Source organism: Acidovorax sp. KKS102, assembly GCF_000302535.1.
Classification (GTDB): Bacteria; Pseudomonadota; Gammaproteobacteria; order Burkholderiales; family Burkholderiaceae_C; genus Acidovorax.
In genome coordinates this window covers 2,389,222-2,408,430 of sequence record NC_018708.1, presented here as the reverse complement: position 1 = coordinate 2,408,430, position 19,209 = coordinate 2,389,222, and the positions used below count along the sequence as shown (strand labels likewise).

Annotated in this window: 16 protein-coding genes; 14 read left to right on the top strand and 2 right to left on the bottom strand. The window is 66.4% G+C overall.

Features of this window, described 5'->3' with window-relative positions; translation table 11 throughout:
* Positions 1-11 precede the first annotated feature (11 nt).
* Entirely contained in the window at positions 12-2,639 is a 2,628-nt protein-coding gene (alaS, locus tag C380_RS11030; protein WP_015013929.1) for an alanine--tRNA ligase, read from the bottom strand.
* Between the two features lie 290 nt (positions 2,640-2,929).
* On the opposite strand from alaS, the gene C380_RS11025 reads away from it, so the two are divergent.
* The 9 genes from C380_RS11025 (at position 2,930) to C380_RS10985 (ending at position 11,519) form a co-directional block, all read left to right on the top strand.
* Positions 2,930-3,847: a dihydrodipicolinate synthase family protein gene (locus C380_RS11025; RefSeq protein WP_015013928.1), complete on the top strand. Its 918-nt coding sequence runs from the start codon at positions 2,930-2,932 to the stop codon at positions 3,845-3,847.
* A 36-nt stretch (positions 3,848-3,883) separates the two neighbouring features.
* Entirely contained in the window at positions 3,884-4,831 is a 948-nt protein-coding gene (locus C380_RS11020; RefSeq protein WP_015013927.1) for a 4-hydroxyproline epimerase, read from the top strand.
* 27 nt (positions 4,832-4,858) lie between these two features.
* Positions 4,859-5,974 (top strand): FAD-binding oxidoreductase, encoded by a 1,116-nt coding sequence (locus C380_RS11015; RefSeq protein WP_015013926.1) that lies wholly within the window; start codon positions 4,859-4,861, stop codon positions 5,972-5,974.
* Positions 5,971-6,267 (top strand): 2Fe-2S iron-sulfur cluster-binding protein, encoded by a 297-nt coding sequence (locus tag C380_RS11010; protein ID WP_015013925.1) that lies wholly within the window; start codon positions 5,971-5,973, stop codon positions 6,265-6,267. Before C380_RS11015 ends, C380_RS11010 begins: the two co-directional genes overlap by 4 nt.
* Positions 6,258-7,607 (top strand): FAD/NAD(P)-binding oxidoreductase, encoded by a 1,350-nt coding sequence (locus C380_RS11005; protein WP_015013924.1) that lies wholly within the window; start codon positions 6,258-6,260, stop codon positions 7,605-7,607. The genes C380_RS11010 and C380_RS11005 overlap by 10 nt, the downstream gene beginning before the upstream one ends.
* A gap of 145 nt (positions 7,608-7,752) precedes the next feature.
* The gene (locus tag C380_RS11000) at positions 7,753-8,388 is read left to right on the top strand and encodes a TRAP transporter small permease (protein ID WP_043565346.1); all 636 of its coding nucleotides are present in this window, start codon (positions 7,753-7,755) and stop codon (positions 8,386-8,388) included.
* A 37-nt stretch (positions 8,389-8,425) separates the two neighbouring features.
* Positions 8,426-9,691, top strand: coding sequence for a TRAP transporter large permease (locus tag C380_RS10995; RefSeq protein WP_015013922.1), 1,266 nt, complete (start codon positions 8,426-8,428; stop codon positions 9,689-9,691).
* Positions 9,692-9,751: 60 nt separating this feature from the next.
* A complete protein-coding gene (locus tag C380_RS10990) occupies positions 9,752-10,774 on the top strand; it encodes a TRAP transporter substrate-binding protein (protein ID WP_015013921.1) in 1,023 nt (340 codons plus the stop codon).
* Between the two features lie 70 nt (positions 10,775-10,844).
* On the top strand, positions 10,845-11,519 hold the full coding sequence (locus C380_RS10985; RefSeq protein ID WP_015013920.1) for a GntR family transcriptional regulator: 675 nt from the start codon (positions 10,845-10,847) through the stop codon (positions 11,517-11,519).
* Between the two features lie 177 nt (positions 11,520-11,696).
* On the opposite strand, the gene C380_RS10980 is transcribed toward C380_RS10985, so the two are convergent.
* Entirely contained in the window at positions 11,697-13,115 is a 1,419-nt protein-coding gene (locus C380_RS10980) for a PLP-dependent aminotransferase family protein (protein WP_043566416.1), read from the bottom strand.
* Positions 13,116-13,305: 190 nt separating this feature from the next.
* On the opposite strand from C380_RS10980, the gene gabT reads away from it, so the two are divergent.
* From gabT to C380_RS10955, 5 genes are all read left to right on the top strand, one after another.
* Positions 13,306-14,610: a 4-aminobutyrate--2-oxoglutarate transaminase gene (gene gabT / locus C380_RS10975; RefSeq protein ID WP_043566413.1), complete on the top strand. Its 1,305-nt coding sequence runs from the start codon at positions 13,306-13,308 to the stop codon at positions 14,608-14,610.
* 1 nt (position 14,611) lies between these two features.
* Complete coding sequence (locus C380_RS10970; RefSeq protein ID WP_015013917.1) at positions 14,612-15,751, top strand: ABC transporter ATP-binding protein; 1,140 nt, start codon at positions 14,612-14,614, stop codon at positions 15,749-15,751.
* Between the two features lie 94 nt (positions 15,752-15,845).
* Positions 15,846-16,877, top strand: a complete 1,032-nt coding sequence (locus C380_RS10965; protein ID WP_015013916.1) for an ABC transporter substrate-binding protein — start codon at positions 15,846-15,848, stop codon at positions 16,875-16,877.
* Between the two features lie 59 nt (positions 16,878-16,936).
* A complete protein-coding gene (locus C380_RS10960; protein WP_015013915.1) occupies positions 16,937-18,199 on the top strand; it encodes an ABC transporter permease in 1,263 nt (420 codons plus the stop codon).
* Positions 18,200-18,240: 41 nt separating this feature from the next.
* Positions 18,241-19,059 carry an ABC transporter permease gene (locus tag C380_RS10955; RefSeq protein WP_015013914.1) on the top strand — a complete coding sequence of 273 codons (819 nt, stop codon included), beginning with the start codon at positions 18,241-18,243 and terminating at the stop codon, positions 19,057-19,059.
* The last annotated feature ends 150 nt before the right edge of the window (positions 19,060-19,209 follow it).

Below are 19,209 nucleotides of genomic sequence, written 5' to 3'. Positions count from 1 at the left end.
GGCCCGGGACATCAGCCCAGTTGCTGCGTGACCCAGCCCGTCACCGAGGCCAGCGCTGCAGGCAGCTTGGCCGCGTCGGTGCCGCCAGCCATGGCCATGTCGGGCTTGCCGCCGCCCTTGCCGCCCACTTGTTGGGCCACAAAGTTGACCAGCTCACCGGCCTTGAGCTTGCCCACGCTGTCGGCCGTCACGCCCGCAGCAATCTGCACCTTGTCGCCGTCCACAGCGGCCAGCACGATGGCAGCGGTCTTGAGCTTGTCCTTGAGCTTGTCCATGGTGTCGCGCAGGGTCTTGGCGTCGGCACCGGGCAGCGCGGCAGCCAACACCTTCAGGCCCTTGACTTCCACCGCCTGGTTCACCAGCTCGTCGCCCTGGCTAGAGGCCAGCTTGCCCTTGAGCGCAGCGACTTCCTTCTCCAGAGCGCGCGCATTGTCCAGCGCCTGGCTGATGCGGCCATTGAGCTCGGCCACCGGCGCCTTGAGGGTGCTGGCGGCCTGGTTCACGGTGTCTTCCAGGTTCTGCAGATAGGCCAGCGCGTTGGCGCCCGTCACCGCTTCGATACGGCGCACGCCTGCGGCCACGCCGCCTTCGCCCACCACCTTGAACAGGCCAATGTCGCCCGTGCGCTGCACGTGGGTGCCGCCGCACAGTTCGCGGCTGGTACCGATGTCGAGCACGCGCACGGTTTCGCCGTACTTTTCGCTGAACAGCATCATGGCGCCGGTCTTCTGGGCCGATTCGATGTCCATCACGCGCGCGTCGGTGGCCGTGTTGGCCAGGATTTCTTCGTTCACGCGGCGCTCGATCTCACGGATCTCGGCGGCGGTCACGGGTGCGTTGTGGGCAAAGTCGAAACGGGTGCGGTCGGCATTGACCAAGCTGCCCTTTTGCTGCACGTGGCTGCCCAGCACTTCGCGCAGGGCCTTGTGCATGATGTGCGTGACCGAGTGGTTGCGCATGGTGGCGGCGCGCACGGCCGTGTTCACCTGGGCCTGTACCGTGTCGCCCACGTTCAGCGTGCCCTCTTCCAGGGTGCCGTGGTGGCCGTACACATCGGCCTTGATCTTGAGCGTGTCGCCCACCGCAAAGCGGGCGGAGCCGCTGGTGATCACACCCTCGTCGCCCACCTGGCCGCCGCTTTCGGCGTAGAACGGAGTCGTGTCCAGCACCACCACGCCGTTTTGACCCGCTTTCAGGGCTGCAGCGCTTGTCCCGTCTACGTAGATAGCTACGATTTTTGCAGTCTCAGCTAGGTGCTCGTAACCGGTGAACTGGTTGGCGGCACCGGTGTACTCCAGCGCCTTGTCCATCTTGAACTTGCCAGCAGCACGTGCCTGGGCCTTCTGCTTTTCCATGGCGGTCTTGAAGCCAGCCTCGTCCACTTCCACGTCGCGCTCGCGGCACACGTCGTTGGTCAGGTCGAGCGGGAAGCCGTAGGTGTCGTGCAGCTTGAAGGCCACGTCGCCCGGTAGCACCTTGGCGCCGCCATCCAGCGCGGCGTCCAGAATTTCCATGCCGTTGGCCAGCGTCTCAAAGAAACGCTCTTCTTCGGTCTTGAGCACGTCGGTGATGCGCTGCTCCTGCTCGCGCAGCGATGGGTAGGCATCGCCCATCAGGCGCACCAGGTCGGCCACCAGCTTGTGGAAGAACGGCGTCTTCTTGCCCAGCTTGTAGCCGTGGCGGATGGCGCGGCGCACGATGCGGCGCTGCACGTAGCCACGGCCTTCGTTGCTGGGGATCACGCCATCACTCACCAGGAAAGCGGTCGCGCGGATGTGGTCGGCAATCACGCGCAGGCTCTTGTTGTTGAGGTCGGTCACGCCGGTTTCGCGGCCTGCGGCCTGGATGAGCTGGTCGAACAGGTCGATCTCGTAGTTGCTGTGCACGTGCTGCAGGATGGCGGCGAGGCGTTCCAGGCCCATGCCGGTGTCCACACAGGGAGCGGGCAGCGGGGTGACAGCACCGGTTTCGTCCATGTTGAACTGCATGAACACGTTGTTCCAGATCTCGATGAAACGGTCGCCGTCTTCGTCGGGGCTGCCTGGAGGGCCGCCAGGGATCTCAGGGCCGTGGTCGTAGAAGATTTCGCTGCAAGGGCCGCACGGGCCGGTGTCGGCCATCATCCAGAAGTTGTCGGACTTGTAGCGACCGCCCTTGTTGTCGCCGATGCGGATCACACGCTCGGGCGGCAGGCCGATTTCCTTGGTCCAGATGTCATAGGCCTCGTCGTCCTCTTGGTAGACCGTGGCCAGCAGGCGCTCGGGCGGCAGCTTGTAGACGGTGGTGAGCAGTTCCCACGCCCACTTGAGCGACTCGCGCTTGAAGTAGTCGCCAAACGACCAGTTGCCCAGCATTTCAAAGAAGGTGTGGTGGCGCGCGGTGTAGCCCACGTTCTCCAGGTCGTTGTGCTTGCCGCCGGCACGCAGGCAGGCCTGTACGGACACCGCCCGGTTGTAAGGGCGCTTGTCGGTGCCCAGGAACACGTCCTTGAACTGCACCATGCCCGAGTTGGTGAACATCAGCGTGGGGTCGTTGCCAGGCACCAGGGGGCTGGACGCCACAACGGTGTGGCCCTTGGAGACGAAGAAGTCCAGGAAGGACTTGCGGATGTCAGCGACAGAAAAAGTGGGAGTGCTCATGGTGTTGTGGAGTGGTTGCACGGAGCAGGCAGACCGCAGGACCCGCGCCTGTGCGCTGCCTGTCGCTGCCCCTATGGGGACCAACCTTTCATTATAGGTTTGCAGCCCTGGCGCCCGTGGCAGCGGTGCGACAGCAAAGGGCGGCACAGGATTTGCAGGTTCCATGCCTGCCCCTCGCCTCCAATTCGCCCAGCGACCAATGGCCCGCGCTCGAAAATTCGCTTGCGCGCTTTTGATATCTTGTTAATATATTAATAACTTCATCGCCCAACGCACCCAAGGAGCCCCCTGTGAACCCACAACCCCGCTGGCAAGGCATCTTCCCCGCCGTCACCACCAAGTTCCATGCCGACGAGTCCATCGACGCCGAAGGCACGGCACGGCACATCGACTTCCAGATCCGTAACGGCATTCACGGGCTGGTCACCTGCGGCTCGCTGGGCGAGGCCAGCACCCTCACGCTGGAAGAAAAGCTCCAGGTCGCCAAAATTGCCCTGGAAGCAGCCGACGGCCGCGTGCCCGTGCTGGCCAATGTGTCCGAGACCAGCACCCGCGAGGCCCTGCGCTACATCGACGGAGGCAATCGGCTGGGTGTGGCGGGCTACATGGTCATGCCCTCGGTGATCTACGTGGCCGACGCCCGCGAGGCCATGGCCAACGTCCGGGCCATGGCCCATGCCGCCCAGCGCCCGCTCATGGTCTACAACAACCCCGTCGCCTACCGCGTGGACCTGACGCCCGAGCACATGCTGGAGCTGGCCGACTGCGAATGGATTGCCGCCATCAAGGAAAGCACAGGCGACATCCGCCGCATCACCGACCTGCGCAACACCGTGGGCAACCGCTACCAGCTCTTCCTGGGCGTGGACGACCTGGCCTACGAAGGCCTGGCCCTGGGCTGCGACGGCCTGCTGGCCGGCGTGGGCTGCGCCTTCCCGCGCGAAACGGTGGCGCTGTACGAGCTGATGAAGGCGGGCAAATTTGCTGAAGCCCTGCCGCTGTACCAATGGATGACGCCCATGCTGCACCTCGATGTATCGAACAAGCTGGTGCAGAACCTCAAGCTCATCGACGTGCTGGTGGGTGTGGGCACCGAGCACATGCGCCGCCCCCGCCTGCCGCTGGTGGGTGAAGAGCGGGCGTTTGTCGAGCGCGTGGTGCGCAAAGCGCTCGAAACCCGCCCGACCCAGTACCAGTCTGTGGCCTGAGACACTAAGCCACTGCCCCACCACGACCACAGCACCATGCAACACATCCAAGTGATCGACTCCCATACCGGCGGTGAGCCCACCCGGCTTGTCATTGGCGGATTTCCGGACCTGGGCACTGGCACCATGGCCGAGCGGCGCGAGCGGCTGGCACGCGAGCACGATGCCTGGCGCGCCGCCACCGTGCTGGAGCCGCGCGGTAGCGACGTGGTGGTGGGCGCGCTGCTCTGCGCACCGCAAGACCCCGCCAACGCGGCGGGCGTGATCTTCTTCAACAACAGCGGCTACCTGGGCATGTGTGGCCACGGCACGATTGGCCTGATCGCATCGCTGGCCCACATGGGCCGCATCCAGCCTGGCGATCACCGCATCGAAACGCCGGTGGGCACCGTCACCACGACCTTGCACGCCGATGGATCGGTGAGCGTGCGCAATGTGCCCGCCTACCGCCTGCACCACCAGCTGGCGGTGGATGTGCCCGGCTACGGCCGCGTGGTGGGCGATGTGGCCTGGGGTGGCAACTGGTTCTTTTTGATCTCGGACCACGGCCAGCGCGTGGCGAGCGACAACCTGGAGGCACTGATGCACTACACCTGCGCCGTGCAGCAGGCCCTGAAGGACCAGGGCATTCGCGGCGACAACGGTGGCGAGATCGACCACATCGAACTATTTGCTGACGACGACAGCACCGATGATCCCGCGGACAGCCGCAACTACGTGCTGTGCCCCGGCAAAGCCTACGACCGCTCGCCCTGCGGCACCGGTACCAGCGCCAAAATTGCCTGCCTGGCCGCCGATGGCAAGCTCCAGCCGGGTCAGGTGTGGCGCCAGGCCAGCATCATCGGCAGCCAGTTCGAGGCAAGCTACACGCTGCAGGACGGTGGCAAGCTCATCCCCACCTTGCGTGGCCGTGCCTACATGAGTGCCGAAGCGACCCTGCTGATCGACGACACGGACCCCTTCGGCTGGGGCATCCGGCTGTAAACCGCCTTCTCCCACAGCACAGGCCCCATGCAAACCACCGACGTCCTTGTGATCGGCGCTGGCATCGTCGGCGCGGCCTGTGCCCATTCGCTCGTGCAGGCCGGGCTGTCGGTGCGGATCATTGATGCGCGCCTGGGCGGTGCCACGGCGGCAGGCATGGGCCATCTGGTGGTGATGGATGACAACCCGGCTGAGCTGGCGCTGAGCAAATCGTCGCTCGACCTCTGGCACGCATTGGCACCGCAGATGGATGCTGGCTGCGCCTTCACCGCCTGCGGCACGCTCTGGCTGGCTGCCAACGAGGAAGAGCTGCTGGCTGCGCACGCCAAGCGCGCCACCTTGCAAGCCCAAGGCGTGGCCTGCGAGATGCTGGATGCCGTAGCCCTCGCCCGCGCAGAACCTGCGCTGCGCCGCGGCCTGGCGGGCGCGCTGAAGGTGAATGGCGACAGCGTGGTTTATGCCCCGCGTGCCGCCCAGTGGCTGGTGGCCCAGGCTGCAGCGCATGGATCCGTGGTTTTTGAACAGGCCGAAGCCGCGCAGATCGACGGCCACACCGTCACCCTGCGCGACGGCAGTCAGCGCAGCGCGGGCGCCATCGTGCTGACCAGCGGCATCCAGGCCCCGCAGCTGTGCCCCGGCCTGCCGCTGCGCCCCAAAAAGGGCCACCTCGTCATCACAGACCGCTACCCCGGCACCGTGCACCACCAGCTGGTCGAGCTGGGCTACATCACCAGCGCCCACCACAGCGATGGCACTTCGGTGGCCTTCAACGTGCAGCCCCGGCCCACCGGGCAGTTGCTGATCGGCTCGTCGCGCGAGTTCGACACCACCGACCCGGCCGTCAACAACACCGTGCTCGCACGCATGCTGCAGCGGGCGCTGACGTACCTGCCCGGCCTAGCGGACCTGAACGCGATCCGCACCTGGACGGGTTTTCGCGCCGCGACGCCCGACAGCCTGCCCATCATCGGCCCCCTCCCTGTTCACCCCCACCTGTGGCTGGCCGTGGGGCATGAGGGGCTGGGTGTGACCACGGCCCCCGCCACCGCACAGCTGCTGGCCGCGCAGATCACCGGCAGCACCCCGCCCATCGACCCCATGCCCTACGCCGCGCAGCGTTTTGATTCCTGGGATGTTGCATGAAGCGCTCCGCCTCCCACACCCAGACCGTGCAGATCGTCGTGAACGGAATCCCCCGCCAGGTGCCAGCGGGCATCAGCGTGGCTGCCGCGCTAGCGCAACAACCGCCGGGCACCACCCGCACCTCGGTCGCTGGCGAGCCGCGCGCGCCGCTGTGTGGCATGGGCGTGTGCCACGAATGCCGCGTGCGCATCCAGGGCCGCATCCGCCTGGCCTGCCAGACGGTATGCGCCGAAGGCATGGCCATCGACACCGATGCGGGCACGGCTCCCGGGATCGCCACACCATGCCCCTGACCCCCATGCCCGCACCCGCCCCCATGCACGAACGCTGCGACATCCTCATCATCGGCGCGGGCCCGGCAGGCATGGCGGCGGCCCTTGCCGCTGCGCCCAGCAGCGCAGCCATCACTGTGGTGGACGATAACCCCCAGCCCGGCGGCCAGATCTGGCGCGACGGCCCGCAGGTGGCCCTGCCGCCGCTGGCACAGCAGCACCGTGCGGCCTTGGCCAAACACGCCAACATCCGCGTGCTGACCGGTACCCGGGTGGTAGGCCTGGGCGCACGCCAGCCCACCGACAAGGCCCCCGCCCTGCTGCTGGAAGACGCTGACCGGGGCTGGACCCAGCACAGCCACCGCATCATCCTGTGTACCGGCGCACGCGAGCTGCTGTTGCCCTTCCCCGGCTGGACGTTGCCCGGCGTGACGGGTGCGGGTGCGCTGCAGGCCCTCATCAAGGCGGGGCTGGACGTGCGCGGCCAGCGCATCGTGATCGCTGGCACCGGCCCGCTGCTGCTGGCGGCTGCCGCCACGGCCACGCAGGCGGGCGCCACCGTGGTGCGCATTGCCGAGCAGGCCTCCTGGGCAGCACTCGCGCGCTTTGCGGCGCAACTGCCACGCTGGCCGGCCAAGGCGCTGCAGGCGCTCACCTTGATCCACCCGGGCTTGCGCGCAAGCACCCATGTTCTGGAGGCACAAGGCACCACCCAGGTGCAGTCTGTGCGGCTGCGCAATGGCGCGCACGCAGAAGAAACCATCGCCTGCGACCGCGTGGCCTGCGGCTTTGGCCTGGTACCCAACACCCAGCTGGGCCAGCTACTCGGTTGCGTGCTGGGCGGACCGCTGAGCGGCGGCCTCGGTCTGGCAGTGGACGCGCAGATGCGCACCACGGTGCACGGCGTTTTGGCGGCCGGGGAAAACACGGGCGTTGGCGGCAGCGAACGTGCCCTGGTGCAGGGCGCCATTGCAGGCCACACAGCCGCAGGCCACGTGCAGCAGGCCCAGGCACTGCGCTCGCAGCTTGCGCGCTGGGAAAGGTTTGCCCAGGCACTACAGACTTCGTTTGTGCTGAACGAGCAGCTCAAGGCCCTGCCCCGGCCTGACACCCTGGTGTGCCGCTGCGAAGACGTGGCCTATGCCGACCTGGCACCACGCCAGGGCTGGATCGACGCCAAGCTGCACACCCGCTGCGGCATGGGCGCCTGCCAGGGGCGCATTTGCGGTGCAGCCACACAGCACCTGTTTGGGTGGACACCGACCGCGCCCCGGCACCTGCTGGCACCTGCACGCATCGGCACCCTGGCCGCCTGCGGCGGGCCTGCGCCGGAAGGCCCCAGCGCAGCGACGCCTGCCTGACCCGAAGCCTTTTCTCCAGCTCTGCAGCGACGTCCCCCCACAAGCAACAGGCATTCATCTTGCTTGCAAATATATCTATCAGATATTAAAAATCCAACCTCCCCAAGCCACCTGCCCACGCTCCTTGCACCCCGAGCACTGCACCATGCCATCCACCCACAGCCCCGCCCCACCACCTGCTGCCACGCCACGTGCACCTGTTCGCTGGGTGCTGGCGCTGTCCTCGCACATCCTGCGCACCGAGCGGCAGGTGCTCACGGGCCTGATGACGTTGCTGGTGCTGCTCATCCTGCTCAACGTGGTCACGCGCTACACCGGGATGCCCATCTACTGGGTGGACGAAGCGGCGGTCTACACCGTGGTGTGGCTGACCTTTGTAGGCGCGTCGGTCATGACGCGGCTGCGCATGGACTTTGCCGTGACCATGCTGACCGACCACCTCGGCGCGCGGGGTGCCCAGGCGTTCAAAGTGGTGGCCACCTTCGGCGTGCTGCTGTTTGGCCTGGCCATGTTGTTGATGTGCTGGGTGTGGATGGACCCCATCGGCATTGCACGCTACGGCTTTGACGCCAAGGAGTTTGCGGCCGAGAGCTTCAACTTTCTCTACACCGAGCGCACCCAGACGCTGAACTGGCCCACCTGGGTGCTGCAGCTCATCCTGCCGATCTTCTCGGCCACCTTCAGCGTGCATGCGCTGGCCAACCTGCTGGAAGACATGGGCGCCGCAGAGCGTGTGCAGCACGCAGGCTTTGATGTGGTCAACGCCGACGCCGTGAACTGAGCGCCATCCACCCCTGCAAACCCACCGAGCCCCGACCATGATCACCACTCTGTTCTTCCTCGCCGCCTTGATGGTGGGTGTGCCCATTGGCGTGTGCCTTTGCCTGTCGGGCGCTGTCTACATCCTCAGCATCGGCAGCCCGGTGCTGTTCCAGTCCTTCCCCATGCAGATGTTCGGCGGGGTGGACAGCTATGGCCTCATCGCCATCCCGCTGTTCATCCTGATCGGCGAGATCATGAACAGCGGCGGCATCACGCGGCGGCTGGTGGACCTGTCGATGGCTTTCATCGGCTCGGTCAAGGGCGGCCTGGCCTACGTGAACATCCTGGCGAACATGCTGGTGTCGTCCATCATCGGCTCGGCCACCGCGCAGGTGGCGATCATGTCGCAGGTCATGGTGCCCGAGATGGAGAAGCAAGGTTACGACAAGACCTTTGCGGCAGGCCTCACGGTGTATGGCGGCATGCTGGGCCCCATCATCCCGCCCTCGGTGATGTTTGTGGTCTACAGCGTGCTGGCCCAGGTGGCCGTGGGCGATATGCTGATTGCGGGCATCCTGCCCGGCGTGCTGCTCACGCTGCTGTTCTTTGTGGTGATCGCGCTCATGGGCTTTGTCTACAACTACCCGCGCAGCGAAAAACGCACGCTGGCCCAGCGCGCGCGCACCGTGGCGCAGGCCAGTCCCACGCTGCTCATCCCCATCATCATCGTCGGCTCCATCCTGAGTGGCGTGGCCAACCCCACCGAATCGGCCGCCGTGGGCGCGCTGGTCTCGGCCCTGGTGGGACGCTATGTGACCAAGGAATTCCGCTTCAGCGCCATGCCAGCCATCCTGCTGCGCTCGGCGATCTACTCGGCCATCGTGCTGTTTCTGGTGGCGGCGGCGGCCGTGTTCTCGTGGCTGCTGATCTACGGCAAGGTGCCGCAGATGGTGGCCGCCTGGGTGCAGACGGTGGCGCACGACCCGGTCACCTTCCTGCTGCTCACCAACGTCATCCTCCTGGTCATCGGCACGGTGATCGACGGCATCCCCGGTCTCATCATGACCGCGCCCATCCTGCTGCCGATTGCCACCGAGGTCTACCACATCGACCCGCGCCACTTTGGCGTGGTGATCGTCGTCAACCTGGTGCTGGGGCTGATGACCCCACCCGTGGGCCTGAGCTTTTTTGTCGCCTCGGCCGTCACCGGGGCCAAGCCCGGAAAGATGTTCATCGTGACACTGCCGTTTTTCATCATCAGCTGCTTGGCGCTGGTGATGTTGTCGCTGTTCCCCAGCCTGTCGCTCGGCCTGCTCAAGTAGCGGGGCATGCCGTTCGACAGATCCGTCCCCCTCCCAACGTTCTTTCACACGGAGTTCACCATGACGACCCAGCCTGCCCGCCCAGTCTCCCGCCGCCACTTCATCCAGCGCCACGCCGTGGCCGCAGCCGCCGTCACGGGGCTGGGCTTTCCGGCCCTGGTGCGGGCGGCAGATGCCAAGGAATTCCGCCTGGGCCTGATCACGCCCGCAGGCCACTCGTGGAACCGCGCCGCGCTGCAGTTTGGCGAGGCACTGAAGAAGGAAACCGACGGCCGTTTGAGCGTCACCGTCTTCCACTCGGGCCAGTTGGGCAACGAGGCCGCGATGATGCAGCAGCTGCAGTCTGGCGCGCTCGATATGGGCTGGATCCAGGCGGCCGAGCTGGGCTCGCGGGTGTCGAGCATCGCGGCCATCAACGCGCCCTATCTGGTGCGCTCCACGCCCGCCGTGGCCAAGCTGGTCAAGCACCCGGCCGCCACCAAGCTGCTGGAGGTGCTGCCGCGCGAGACCGGCACCATCGGCCTGGGCTGGGGCATCACCGGCATGCGCGCCGTGTTCTCCACCAAAGACATCAACCTGCCCACCGACATCAAGGGCATGAAGCTGCGCATCAACCCCACGCCCGTGTACCGCGACTTTTATCAAATGCTGGGCGCAGCCCCCACGCCCATCCCCACGCCCCAGGTGTTTGATGCAATGAGCAACGGCCAGGTGGACGGGCTGGAGGCCGACATCGAGTTCTCGTGGAACCAGCGCTTTGACAAGGTGGCCAAGACGCTGCTGCAGATGAATGCGCTGTTCATGCCGTTTGCGCCACTGGTGTCGGGCCGCATCTGGCAGGGCCTGGACGCCAAGGACAAGGACCTCATCCGCAAGCTGGTGGCGCAGTCGCTCGATGCACAGATCAACGACATCGTGACCACCGAGGCCGGGCTGATCGAGAAGTTCAAGGGCACGTCCATCGCGTTCAAGACGGCATCGGCCTTCAACCCCGACAGCACCATCCAGGAGTTCGACAAGCTGTGGCTGCCCAAGGCGCCGCAGATTGCCGAGCTGCGCAAGGCGGGCGCCAGCCTGGCTTGATGGCAGCGGGGCCGCTACCGCAAGCCACTAAGATGCGGTCCGCAACCCCGCTCCCCACACCCTGCTCCACATGACCACCCGCAGTGCCCCCACCCAGCGAGACCCCGCGCCCAAACGGCGTGCGGCCGACGTGGCATATGACGCCATCGAGGCCATGATCTCCACCCTGCAACTGCAGCCCGGCTCCCCCGTGGTGGAGGCCGAAATTGTGGAAAGCACGGGCCTCGGCCGCACCCCCGTGCGCGAGGCCCTGCTGCGCATGGTCTCCATCGGGCTGATTGCGCAGCAGCCGCGGCGCGGGCTGCTGGTGTCGCACATCGACCTGGCCGACCACCTGGACGTGATCCAGACCCGCCGCGTGCTGGAGCGCCTGATCGCGTCATGCGCCGCGCGGCGCGCCACAGCGCCGCAGCGCCAGGCCATCGTGCAGTGCGCCGAAAAGATGGTGGAAGCCGCCGCACGCGGCCACTTGGAAGACTACATGCAGGCCGACCACGCGCTGGACGTGGTGGTGCACCAGGCCAGCCAGAACCACTCGGCCGTCAAATGCGTGCAGCCGCTCATCGTGCAGTGCAGGCGCTTTTGGTATGCCTACCAGCATGAGGGCGAGGTGTCCGAAGGCGCGCGCGCCCACATGCAGCTGGCCCAAGGCATTGCCAGCGGCGACGAAGCGCACGCCATGGCCGGAGCGGAGCAGCTGATGGAGTACCTGGAGCGGTTTGCGCGGCGCATCATCGACCGGTAGGCTCCAGGCCCTTCGGCAAGGAAAGTGGTGTAGCTCGCCCACCCACTACACATTTGATAGCAAACAAGCCATGTTACACTAGCGCATGGAGCCAAAAAGGCATTGAAAATGCATTCAGAGAGGCTGTTTGCGATCCCGTAGGGGACTACGCGCAGGCTCTCAGTGCATGGAACCGCCCTATTCCGCCACCTGCTGCCCCAGCAGGATGCGCTGTTCCAAGAAGCGCCACAGCCGCTCGTCCTGGCTGAACGACACGTTAAAGCGCAGCCAGCCCGTGGGGCGCGGCTCCACTAAAAAAAGCTGACCGGGGCCGAGCATGATGCCCGCGCCCGTGGCTTCCTTCGACAGCTCGGCGCTGTCAGGCAAGTCGGGGTGGCGCGCCCACAGGTACATGCCTGCCTCGGGCTCATGGAACAGCTCGAAGCCCAGGCTCAGCAAGCGCCGCCCCACCGCACGGTGCGCCTCGGCCAGGCGCTCGCGCAATGATTTGAGGTGCTTGCGCCAGCGGCCATCGGTCACCACGCCGAAGGTGATGCGCTCGGTGATCTCCGATGACGTCAGCCCCGAAATCATCTTGAGCTGCACCAGCTCATCCAGCAGGTCGCGCCGCGCCGCCACATAGCCTGTGCGCAGGTTGGGCGAGATAGTCTTGGAAAAACTGCCGATGTAGACCACGCGGCTGAGTTGGTCCAGGCTGGCCAGCGACGGACGCACGGTCGAATCCATATCGGCGTAGATGTCGTTCTCCACCAGCACAAAACCATGTTGCTCGGCCAGTTGCAGCAGCCGGTGCAGGTGCGCGACCGACGCCATCGAGCAGGTGGGGCTTTGCAGACGCGGCTGGGTGAAGAACACCGTGGGCCGGTGCGCGGCCAGCAGCGACTCCAGCGCAGGCAGGTCGTAGCCCGTGGGAGTGCGCGGCACGCCCACCACCTGCGCGCCCGCAAAGCGCAGCATGAAGTGCAGGTTGGGGTAGCCGGGGTCGTCCACCAGCACCACATCGCCGGGCTTGACCAAGCGGCGCGCCACCAGGTCCAGCGCCTGGCTGGAGCCCTGGGTCAGCAGCACCTGGTCGGCATCCACCGCCAGGTGGTGCTCGGCCAGCGACTCGGCCACCACCATGCGCAGCGCCATGTGGCCGTGCGGCAGGCCATAGCCGTCCAGCTCCGGGCCATCAGACGACAGCTGGCGCATGCTGCGCTTGACCGCATCGCCAAACAGCCAGTCGTGTGGCAGCCAGCCACAGCCCGGTTTCATCGGCAGGTTGCGGTTTTCAAAAATTTGTTTGAGGTACCAGCGCGCATCAAAACGGGGCACCGGCCGCGCTGGCGCACCAGCCCCGGGCGCCACGCCTTCATCGCCCCGCCGCTTCACAAAAAAGCCCGCGTTGGCGCGCGACACCAGCCAGCCCTGCGCCACCAAGCGGTCGTAGGCCTCGACCACGGTGAACACGCTCACGCCATGCGCAGCGGCAAAAGCGCGGATGGATGGGAGCTTGCTGCCGGGTTTGAGCACCTGCCCAACGATCAGGCCCCGCAGCCCATCAACGATCTGGCTGACCAGCGGTGTCTGCAGGTCCGGGCTGAGAGTGAGCATCAGGAGGGGAAAAAAGGAGGCGAATTGTGCACCGGCTTGGCGCACACCAAATCAGGGATTGCCTGTACAGGATTTTAGACCTGCACAGTGCGCGCCAAACAGCGCTGCGCTGTACATGGACGGTGTGTGGCGCGACTTCCAGAATCCGCTCCATTCCTTCATTTCCTCGTCAACCACCACGCCGACCACCATGCAGCAAGACCGCCACTTCACCAACGCCGCCCTTCTCACCCGCCGCCACGCCGCCGTCGCCCGGGGCGTGGGCCAGGCCCATGACCTCTTCATCCAGAAGGCCCGCAACGCCGAGCTCTGGGATGTGGAGGGCCGCCGCTTCATCGACTTCGCCGGTGGCATCGCCGTGCTCAACACCGGCCACCTGCATGCTGGGGTGATCGCCGCCGTGAAGGCGCAGCTGGACCTGTACACCCACACCTGCTTTCAGGTGGTGGCATACGAGCCCTACGTGGAAGTGTGCGAGCGCCTGAACACGCTGGCCCCCGGCGCGTTCGCCAAAAAGAGCCTGCTGCTCACCACCGGCGCCGAGGCGGTGGAAAACGCCATTAAGATCGCCCGCGCCTACACCAAGCGCCCCGGCGTAATCGCCTTCACCGGCGGCTACCACGGCCGCACCAACCTCACGCTGGGCCTCACGGGCAAGGTTGCGCCTTACAAGATCGGGTTTGGCCCCTTCCCTGGCGAGACCTACCACGCCCTGTTCCCCAACGCGCTGCACGGCGTGAGCGTGGAGCAGGCGCTGCATTCGGTAGAGCTTATCTTCAAGAACGACATCGAGCCCGAGCGCGTGGCGGCCTTCATCGTCGAGCCCGTGCAGGGCGAAGGCGGCTTCTACGTCGCCCCGCCCGAATTCATCAGCGGCCTGAAGGCGCTGGCCGACCGCTACGGCATCCTGCTGATTGGCGACGAGGTGCAGACCGGCGCAGGCCGCACCGGCACCTGGTTTGCCAGCGAGCAGTGGCCCGTGGCGCCCGACCTGATCACCACGGCCAAGTCGCTGGCGGGCGGCTTTCCGCTGGCGGGCGTGGTGGGCCGGGCCGATGTAATGGATGCGCCCGCCCCCGGTGGCCTGGGTGGCACCTACGCAGGCAGCCCCGTGGCCTGCGCCGCCGCGCTGGCCGTGATCGAAGCCTTTGCGCAAGAAAGCCTGCTGGCCCGAAGCCAGGACATGGGCGCACTGCTGGTGCGCGGCCTGAAAGACATCGCAGCCAAGGTGCCCGCCATTGGCGATGTGCGCGGCCTGGGCGCCATGGTGGCGATCGAGCTGTTCGAAAACGGCGACCTGAGCCGCCCCGACGCTGCCCTGACCAAGCAGGTCGTGGCCGAGGCCGCGCGGCGTGGGCTGATCCTGCTGTCGTGTGGCACCCATGGCAACGTGATCCGCATCCTGGTGCCGCTGACCGCCTCGGACGAGCTGCTGCACGAGGGCCTGGCCATCCTGGCCGACAGCCTGGAGGCCGTGGCTGCGGCCACGCACTGACATGCGCCCGGCCCTTCACTCCACCTACCCGGCACCGCCCGCGATGAACCAGCCTGCCGAACCCCTGGTGCGCTTTACCGGCGTGCAAAAGACCTACGACGGCGAGCAACTGGTGGTGCGCTCGCTGGACCTGGACATACAGCGCGGCGAGTTCCTGAGCCTGCTGGGCCCGTCGGGCTCGGGCAAGACCACCACGCTGATGATGCTGGCCGGGTTCGAATCGCCCACGGCGGGCGACATCCTGCTGGACGGCAAGCAGATCACGCGCACGCCGCCGCACAAGCGCAACTTTGGCATGGTGTTCCAGAACTACGCGCTGTTCCCCCACCTTACGGTGGGCGAGAACGTGGCCTACCCTCTCACGGTGCGCAAGGTGCCCAAGGCCGAGCAGGCCGAACGCGTGAAGAAGGCGCTGGACATGGTGCGCCTCGGCGGCATGGCCGACCGCCTGCCCGCACGCCTGTCGGGCGGGCAGCAGCAGCGCGTGGCCCTGGCGCGCGCGCTGGTGTTCAACCCGCAGCTGGTGCTGATGGACGAGCCCCTGGGCGCGCTCGACAAGCAGCTGCGCGAGCACATGCAGATCGAGCTGAAAGAGCTGCACCGCCAGCTGGGCGTGACCTTTGTGTACGTGACGCACGACCAGGGCGAGGCACTGACCATGAGCGACCGCGTGGCCGTGTTCAACGAAGGCGTGATCCAGCAGCTGGCCGATGTGGAGAGCCTGTACGAAACCCCCAGCAACCGCTTTGTGGCGGGTTTTGTGGGCGACAGCACCGTGCTCTCGGGCACGCTGCAGGGCGCGGGGGCAGACGCCGCCATCCAGATGCCCGGCGGCTTCCTGCTGCCCGGCATCAACGTGAACCAGGCCCCGGTGGGCGCGCGGGTGCAAGCTTGCGTGCGGCCCGAGCGCATCGTGCTGCACCCGCAGTCCGAATATCCCCGGCCCAACGCCATTCCGGCCACTGTGACGCGCACCATTTACTACGGCGACCACCTGCGCCTGGTCTGCGAGCTGGGCCACGGCCAGGAGCCGGCCACGGTCAAGCGGGCCTTGTCGCCCCTGGGCACCAGCCACGCGCAGCCGGGCGACCAGGTGTTGCTGGAGTTCCCGCCCGCTGCCACACGCATCTACGCCGTGTGAGGGTGTTGCACAACCCCGCTGCACCCTCACCGCCCTCCCTCTTCCCTCTCAATTCCCTGTCCCCGTCCCTCCACTACCCAAGGAAATCTGCACCATGAAAAAGAGCCTCATCGCCTGCGCATCCCTGGCTGCCTGCCTGGCCCTGCCCAGCTTTGCGCAACAGCAACTCACCGTCGTGAACTTTGGCGGCGCCAATGCCAATGCGCAGAAAAAGGCGTTCTATGAGCCCTACGAAAAGCAGGGCACCAAGATCGTGGCCGTCGAATACAACGGCGAGCAGGCCAAGGTCAAAGCCATGGTCGAGACCAAGAAGGTGACCTGGGACGTGGTGGAGGTCGAATCGCCCGACGCCGCGCGCGGCTGCGATGAAGGCCTGTACGAAAAGCTGGACTACAGCAAGATCGTGCCCAAGGCCGATCTGCTGCCAGCCGCCGTGCACGAATGCGCCGTGGGCATCTTTGTGTGGTCCACCGTCATGGCCTACAACGGCGACAAGCTCAAGACCCCGCCCACGAGCTGGGCCGATTTCTGGGACACCAAGAAGATCCCCGGAAAGCGCGGCATGCGCAAGGGCGCGCGCTACAACCTCGAATTTGCGCTGTTGGCCGATGGTGTGAAGCCCGCCGATGTGTACAAGGTGCTGGCCACCAAGGACGGCGCCGACCGCGCCTTCAAGAAGCTGACCGAACTGAAGCCCAACATCCAGTGGTGGGAGGCCGGTGCCCAAGCGCCCCAGTTCCTGGTGGCGGGTGATGTGGCGCTGACCACGGTGTTCAACGGCCGGATCGACGCGGCCAACCGCGAAGGCCGCAACCTCAAGATCTACTGGCCCGGCGGCATCTACGACCTGGACTACTGGGCCATCCCCAAGGGCACGCCCAACAAGGATGCGGCCGTGAAGTTCATCGCCTTCACCATGCAGACGCCCCAACAGGCGGCCTACGCGCAGAACATCGCCTACGGCCCGGCCAACAGCAAGGCGCTGGCGTCGCTGGACAAGAAGGTGCTGGACGACCTGCCCACCTCGGCCACCAACGCCAAGGAAGCGCTGCAATTCAACGTGGGCTTCTGGGCCGACCAGGGTGAGGCGCTGGAGAAGCGCTTTGCCGCCTGGGCCACCCAGTAAGCCTCCTGTATTGCCCCTTTGAAGATGCCCTTGTGAAACGCTGAGAGCAGGACACCCGCATGCAAGCCACCCTGGCCCATCCCCATGCCATTGCCCCCGAAGGCAGCCCCCCCGGTGCGCTGCGCCAGGCCCTGGCGCGCGCCGAGTCACGCCGCAAATGGCGCGCCTTTGCGCTGACCTTGCCACTGCTGGTGTTCCTGCTGCTCACGCTGCTGGTGCCCATTGCCGCGCTGCTGCAGCGCGCGGTGGAAAACCCCGAAGTCGCCAACGCCCTGCCCGCCACCATGCGCGCGCTGGACGGCTGGGACCGCAAGGACGCCCCCGGCGCACCCGCCTACGCCGCGCTAGTGCAAGACCTGGCCCGCCTGCCCGACAGCTCCGACGCCGGGGCGCTGGCGCGGCGGCTCAACACCGAAGTGCCCGGCGCGCGCTCGCTCATCATGGGCGCGTACCGCGCGCTGCCCGTGGCGGGCACACCCGAGGCCATCCGCGCGCAGCTGCTGGACAAAGACCCGCGCTGGGCCGATGCCCCACTGTGGCAGGCCATCGCCAAAAACGGCGCCCGCTGGACGCCCGACTACCTGCTCGCCTCGGTGGACCTGCAGCGCGACGCACTGGGCCACATCGAGCGCATGCCCGAGGAACAGCGCGCGTTTGGCGGCATTCTGCTGCGCACCTTCCACATCAGTCTGGTGGTCACACTGGTGTGCCTGCTGCTGGGCTACCCGCTGGCCTGGTGGCTGGCCACCCTGCCCGCCCGGCCGGCCAATGTGCTGATGATTCTGGTGCTGGTGCCGTTCTGGACCTCCATCCTCGTGCGCGTGGCCGCATGGATCGTGCTGCTGCAGTCCGAAGGGCTGGTCAACCGCGGCCTGATGGGCCTGGGTGTGATCGAGCAGCCGCTGGCGCTGCTGTTCAACCGCACGGGCGTGGTGATTGCCATGGTGCACATCCTGCTGCCCTTCATGATCCTGCCGCTGTACAGCGTGATGAAAAGCGTGCCGCCCACTTACCTGCGCGCGGCGGTGTCGCTGGGCAGCTCTCCTGTGGCCGCGTTCTTCCGGGTGTATGTGCCGCAAACCTACCCCGGCATTGGCGCAGGCGCGCTGCTGGTCTTCATCCTGGCCATCGGCTACTACGTCACGCCCGCGCTGCTGGGCGGGGCCGACGACCAGATGCTGAGCTACTACATCGCCCGCTACACCAATGTGGAAGTGAACTGGGGCATGGCCTGCGCGCTGGGCGCCCTGCTGCTGGCGGCCACGCTGGTGCTGTATGGCGTGTACCGGCGCTTTGGCAAGGCCGAGTTGAGCCTGGGCTGACCCCAGGTGGACCCATCTTCTGACGCAGAAAGCCGCTGACCATGTTCCGCCTTCCCTCCTTCCCCCTCTATGCCACGCTGGCCGACAAGCTCGGCTGGTGGGCCGTGCGCGCGCTGTGTGTGGCCGTGCTCGCCTTCTTGCTGGCGCCCATCCTGGTGATGGTGCCGCTGTCGTTTTCCGAGAGTTCGTTTCTCGCTTACCCCATCCACGGCTGGTCGCTCAAGTGGTACCAGAACCTGTTCGAATCACCCGAGTGGGCGCGCGCCACGCGCAACAGCTTCATCGTGGCGCCTGCGGCCACGCTCATTGCCACCGTGCTGGGCACGCTGGCGGCGGTGGGGTTGTCGCGGGCCGACTTCCGCTTCAAGGGGCTGCTCATGGGCATCCTCATCGCGCCCATGGTGGTGCCCATCATCGTGGTGGGCGTGGCCACCTACCTGTACTTTGCGCCGCTTGGGCTGGCCGATAGCTACCTGGGCCTCATCGTCGTGCATGCCGCGCTGGGCGCCCCGTTTGTGCTGACCACCGTGCTGGCCACGCTGGCAGGCTTCAACCACAACCTGGTGCGCGCTTCGCTGAGCCTGGGCGAGACGCCGCTGAACACCTTCTTCCGCATCACGCTGCCGGTGATCGCGCCGGGCGTGATCTCGGGCGCTATGTTCGCGTTTGCCACCTCGTTCGACGAGGTCGTCGTCACGCTGTTCCTCGCGGGCGCCGACCAGTCCACCTTGCCGCGCCAGATGTTCAACGGCATCCGCGAAAACATCTCGCCCACCATTGCCGCCGTGGCCACGCTGCTGATCCTGTTCACCACCAGCCTGCTGCTGGCGCTGGAGTGGTTGCGGGGGCGGCGCGCATGACCGACATGCTGCCAGTGGCTGCCACCTTGGCGACCAACGCAATGCGTCCGGGCGTGCTAGCCTTTGGCTAGACCCCGGCCCTGCGGGCAAACGCGCCTGGCTTTTTTGGCGCCTGGCTTTTCTTTCGTCTCTCCTTCGTTACGCCCCTCT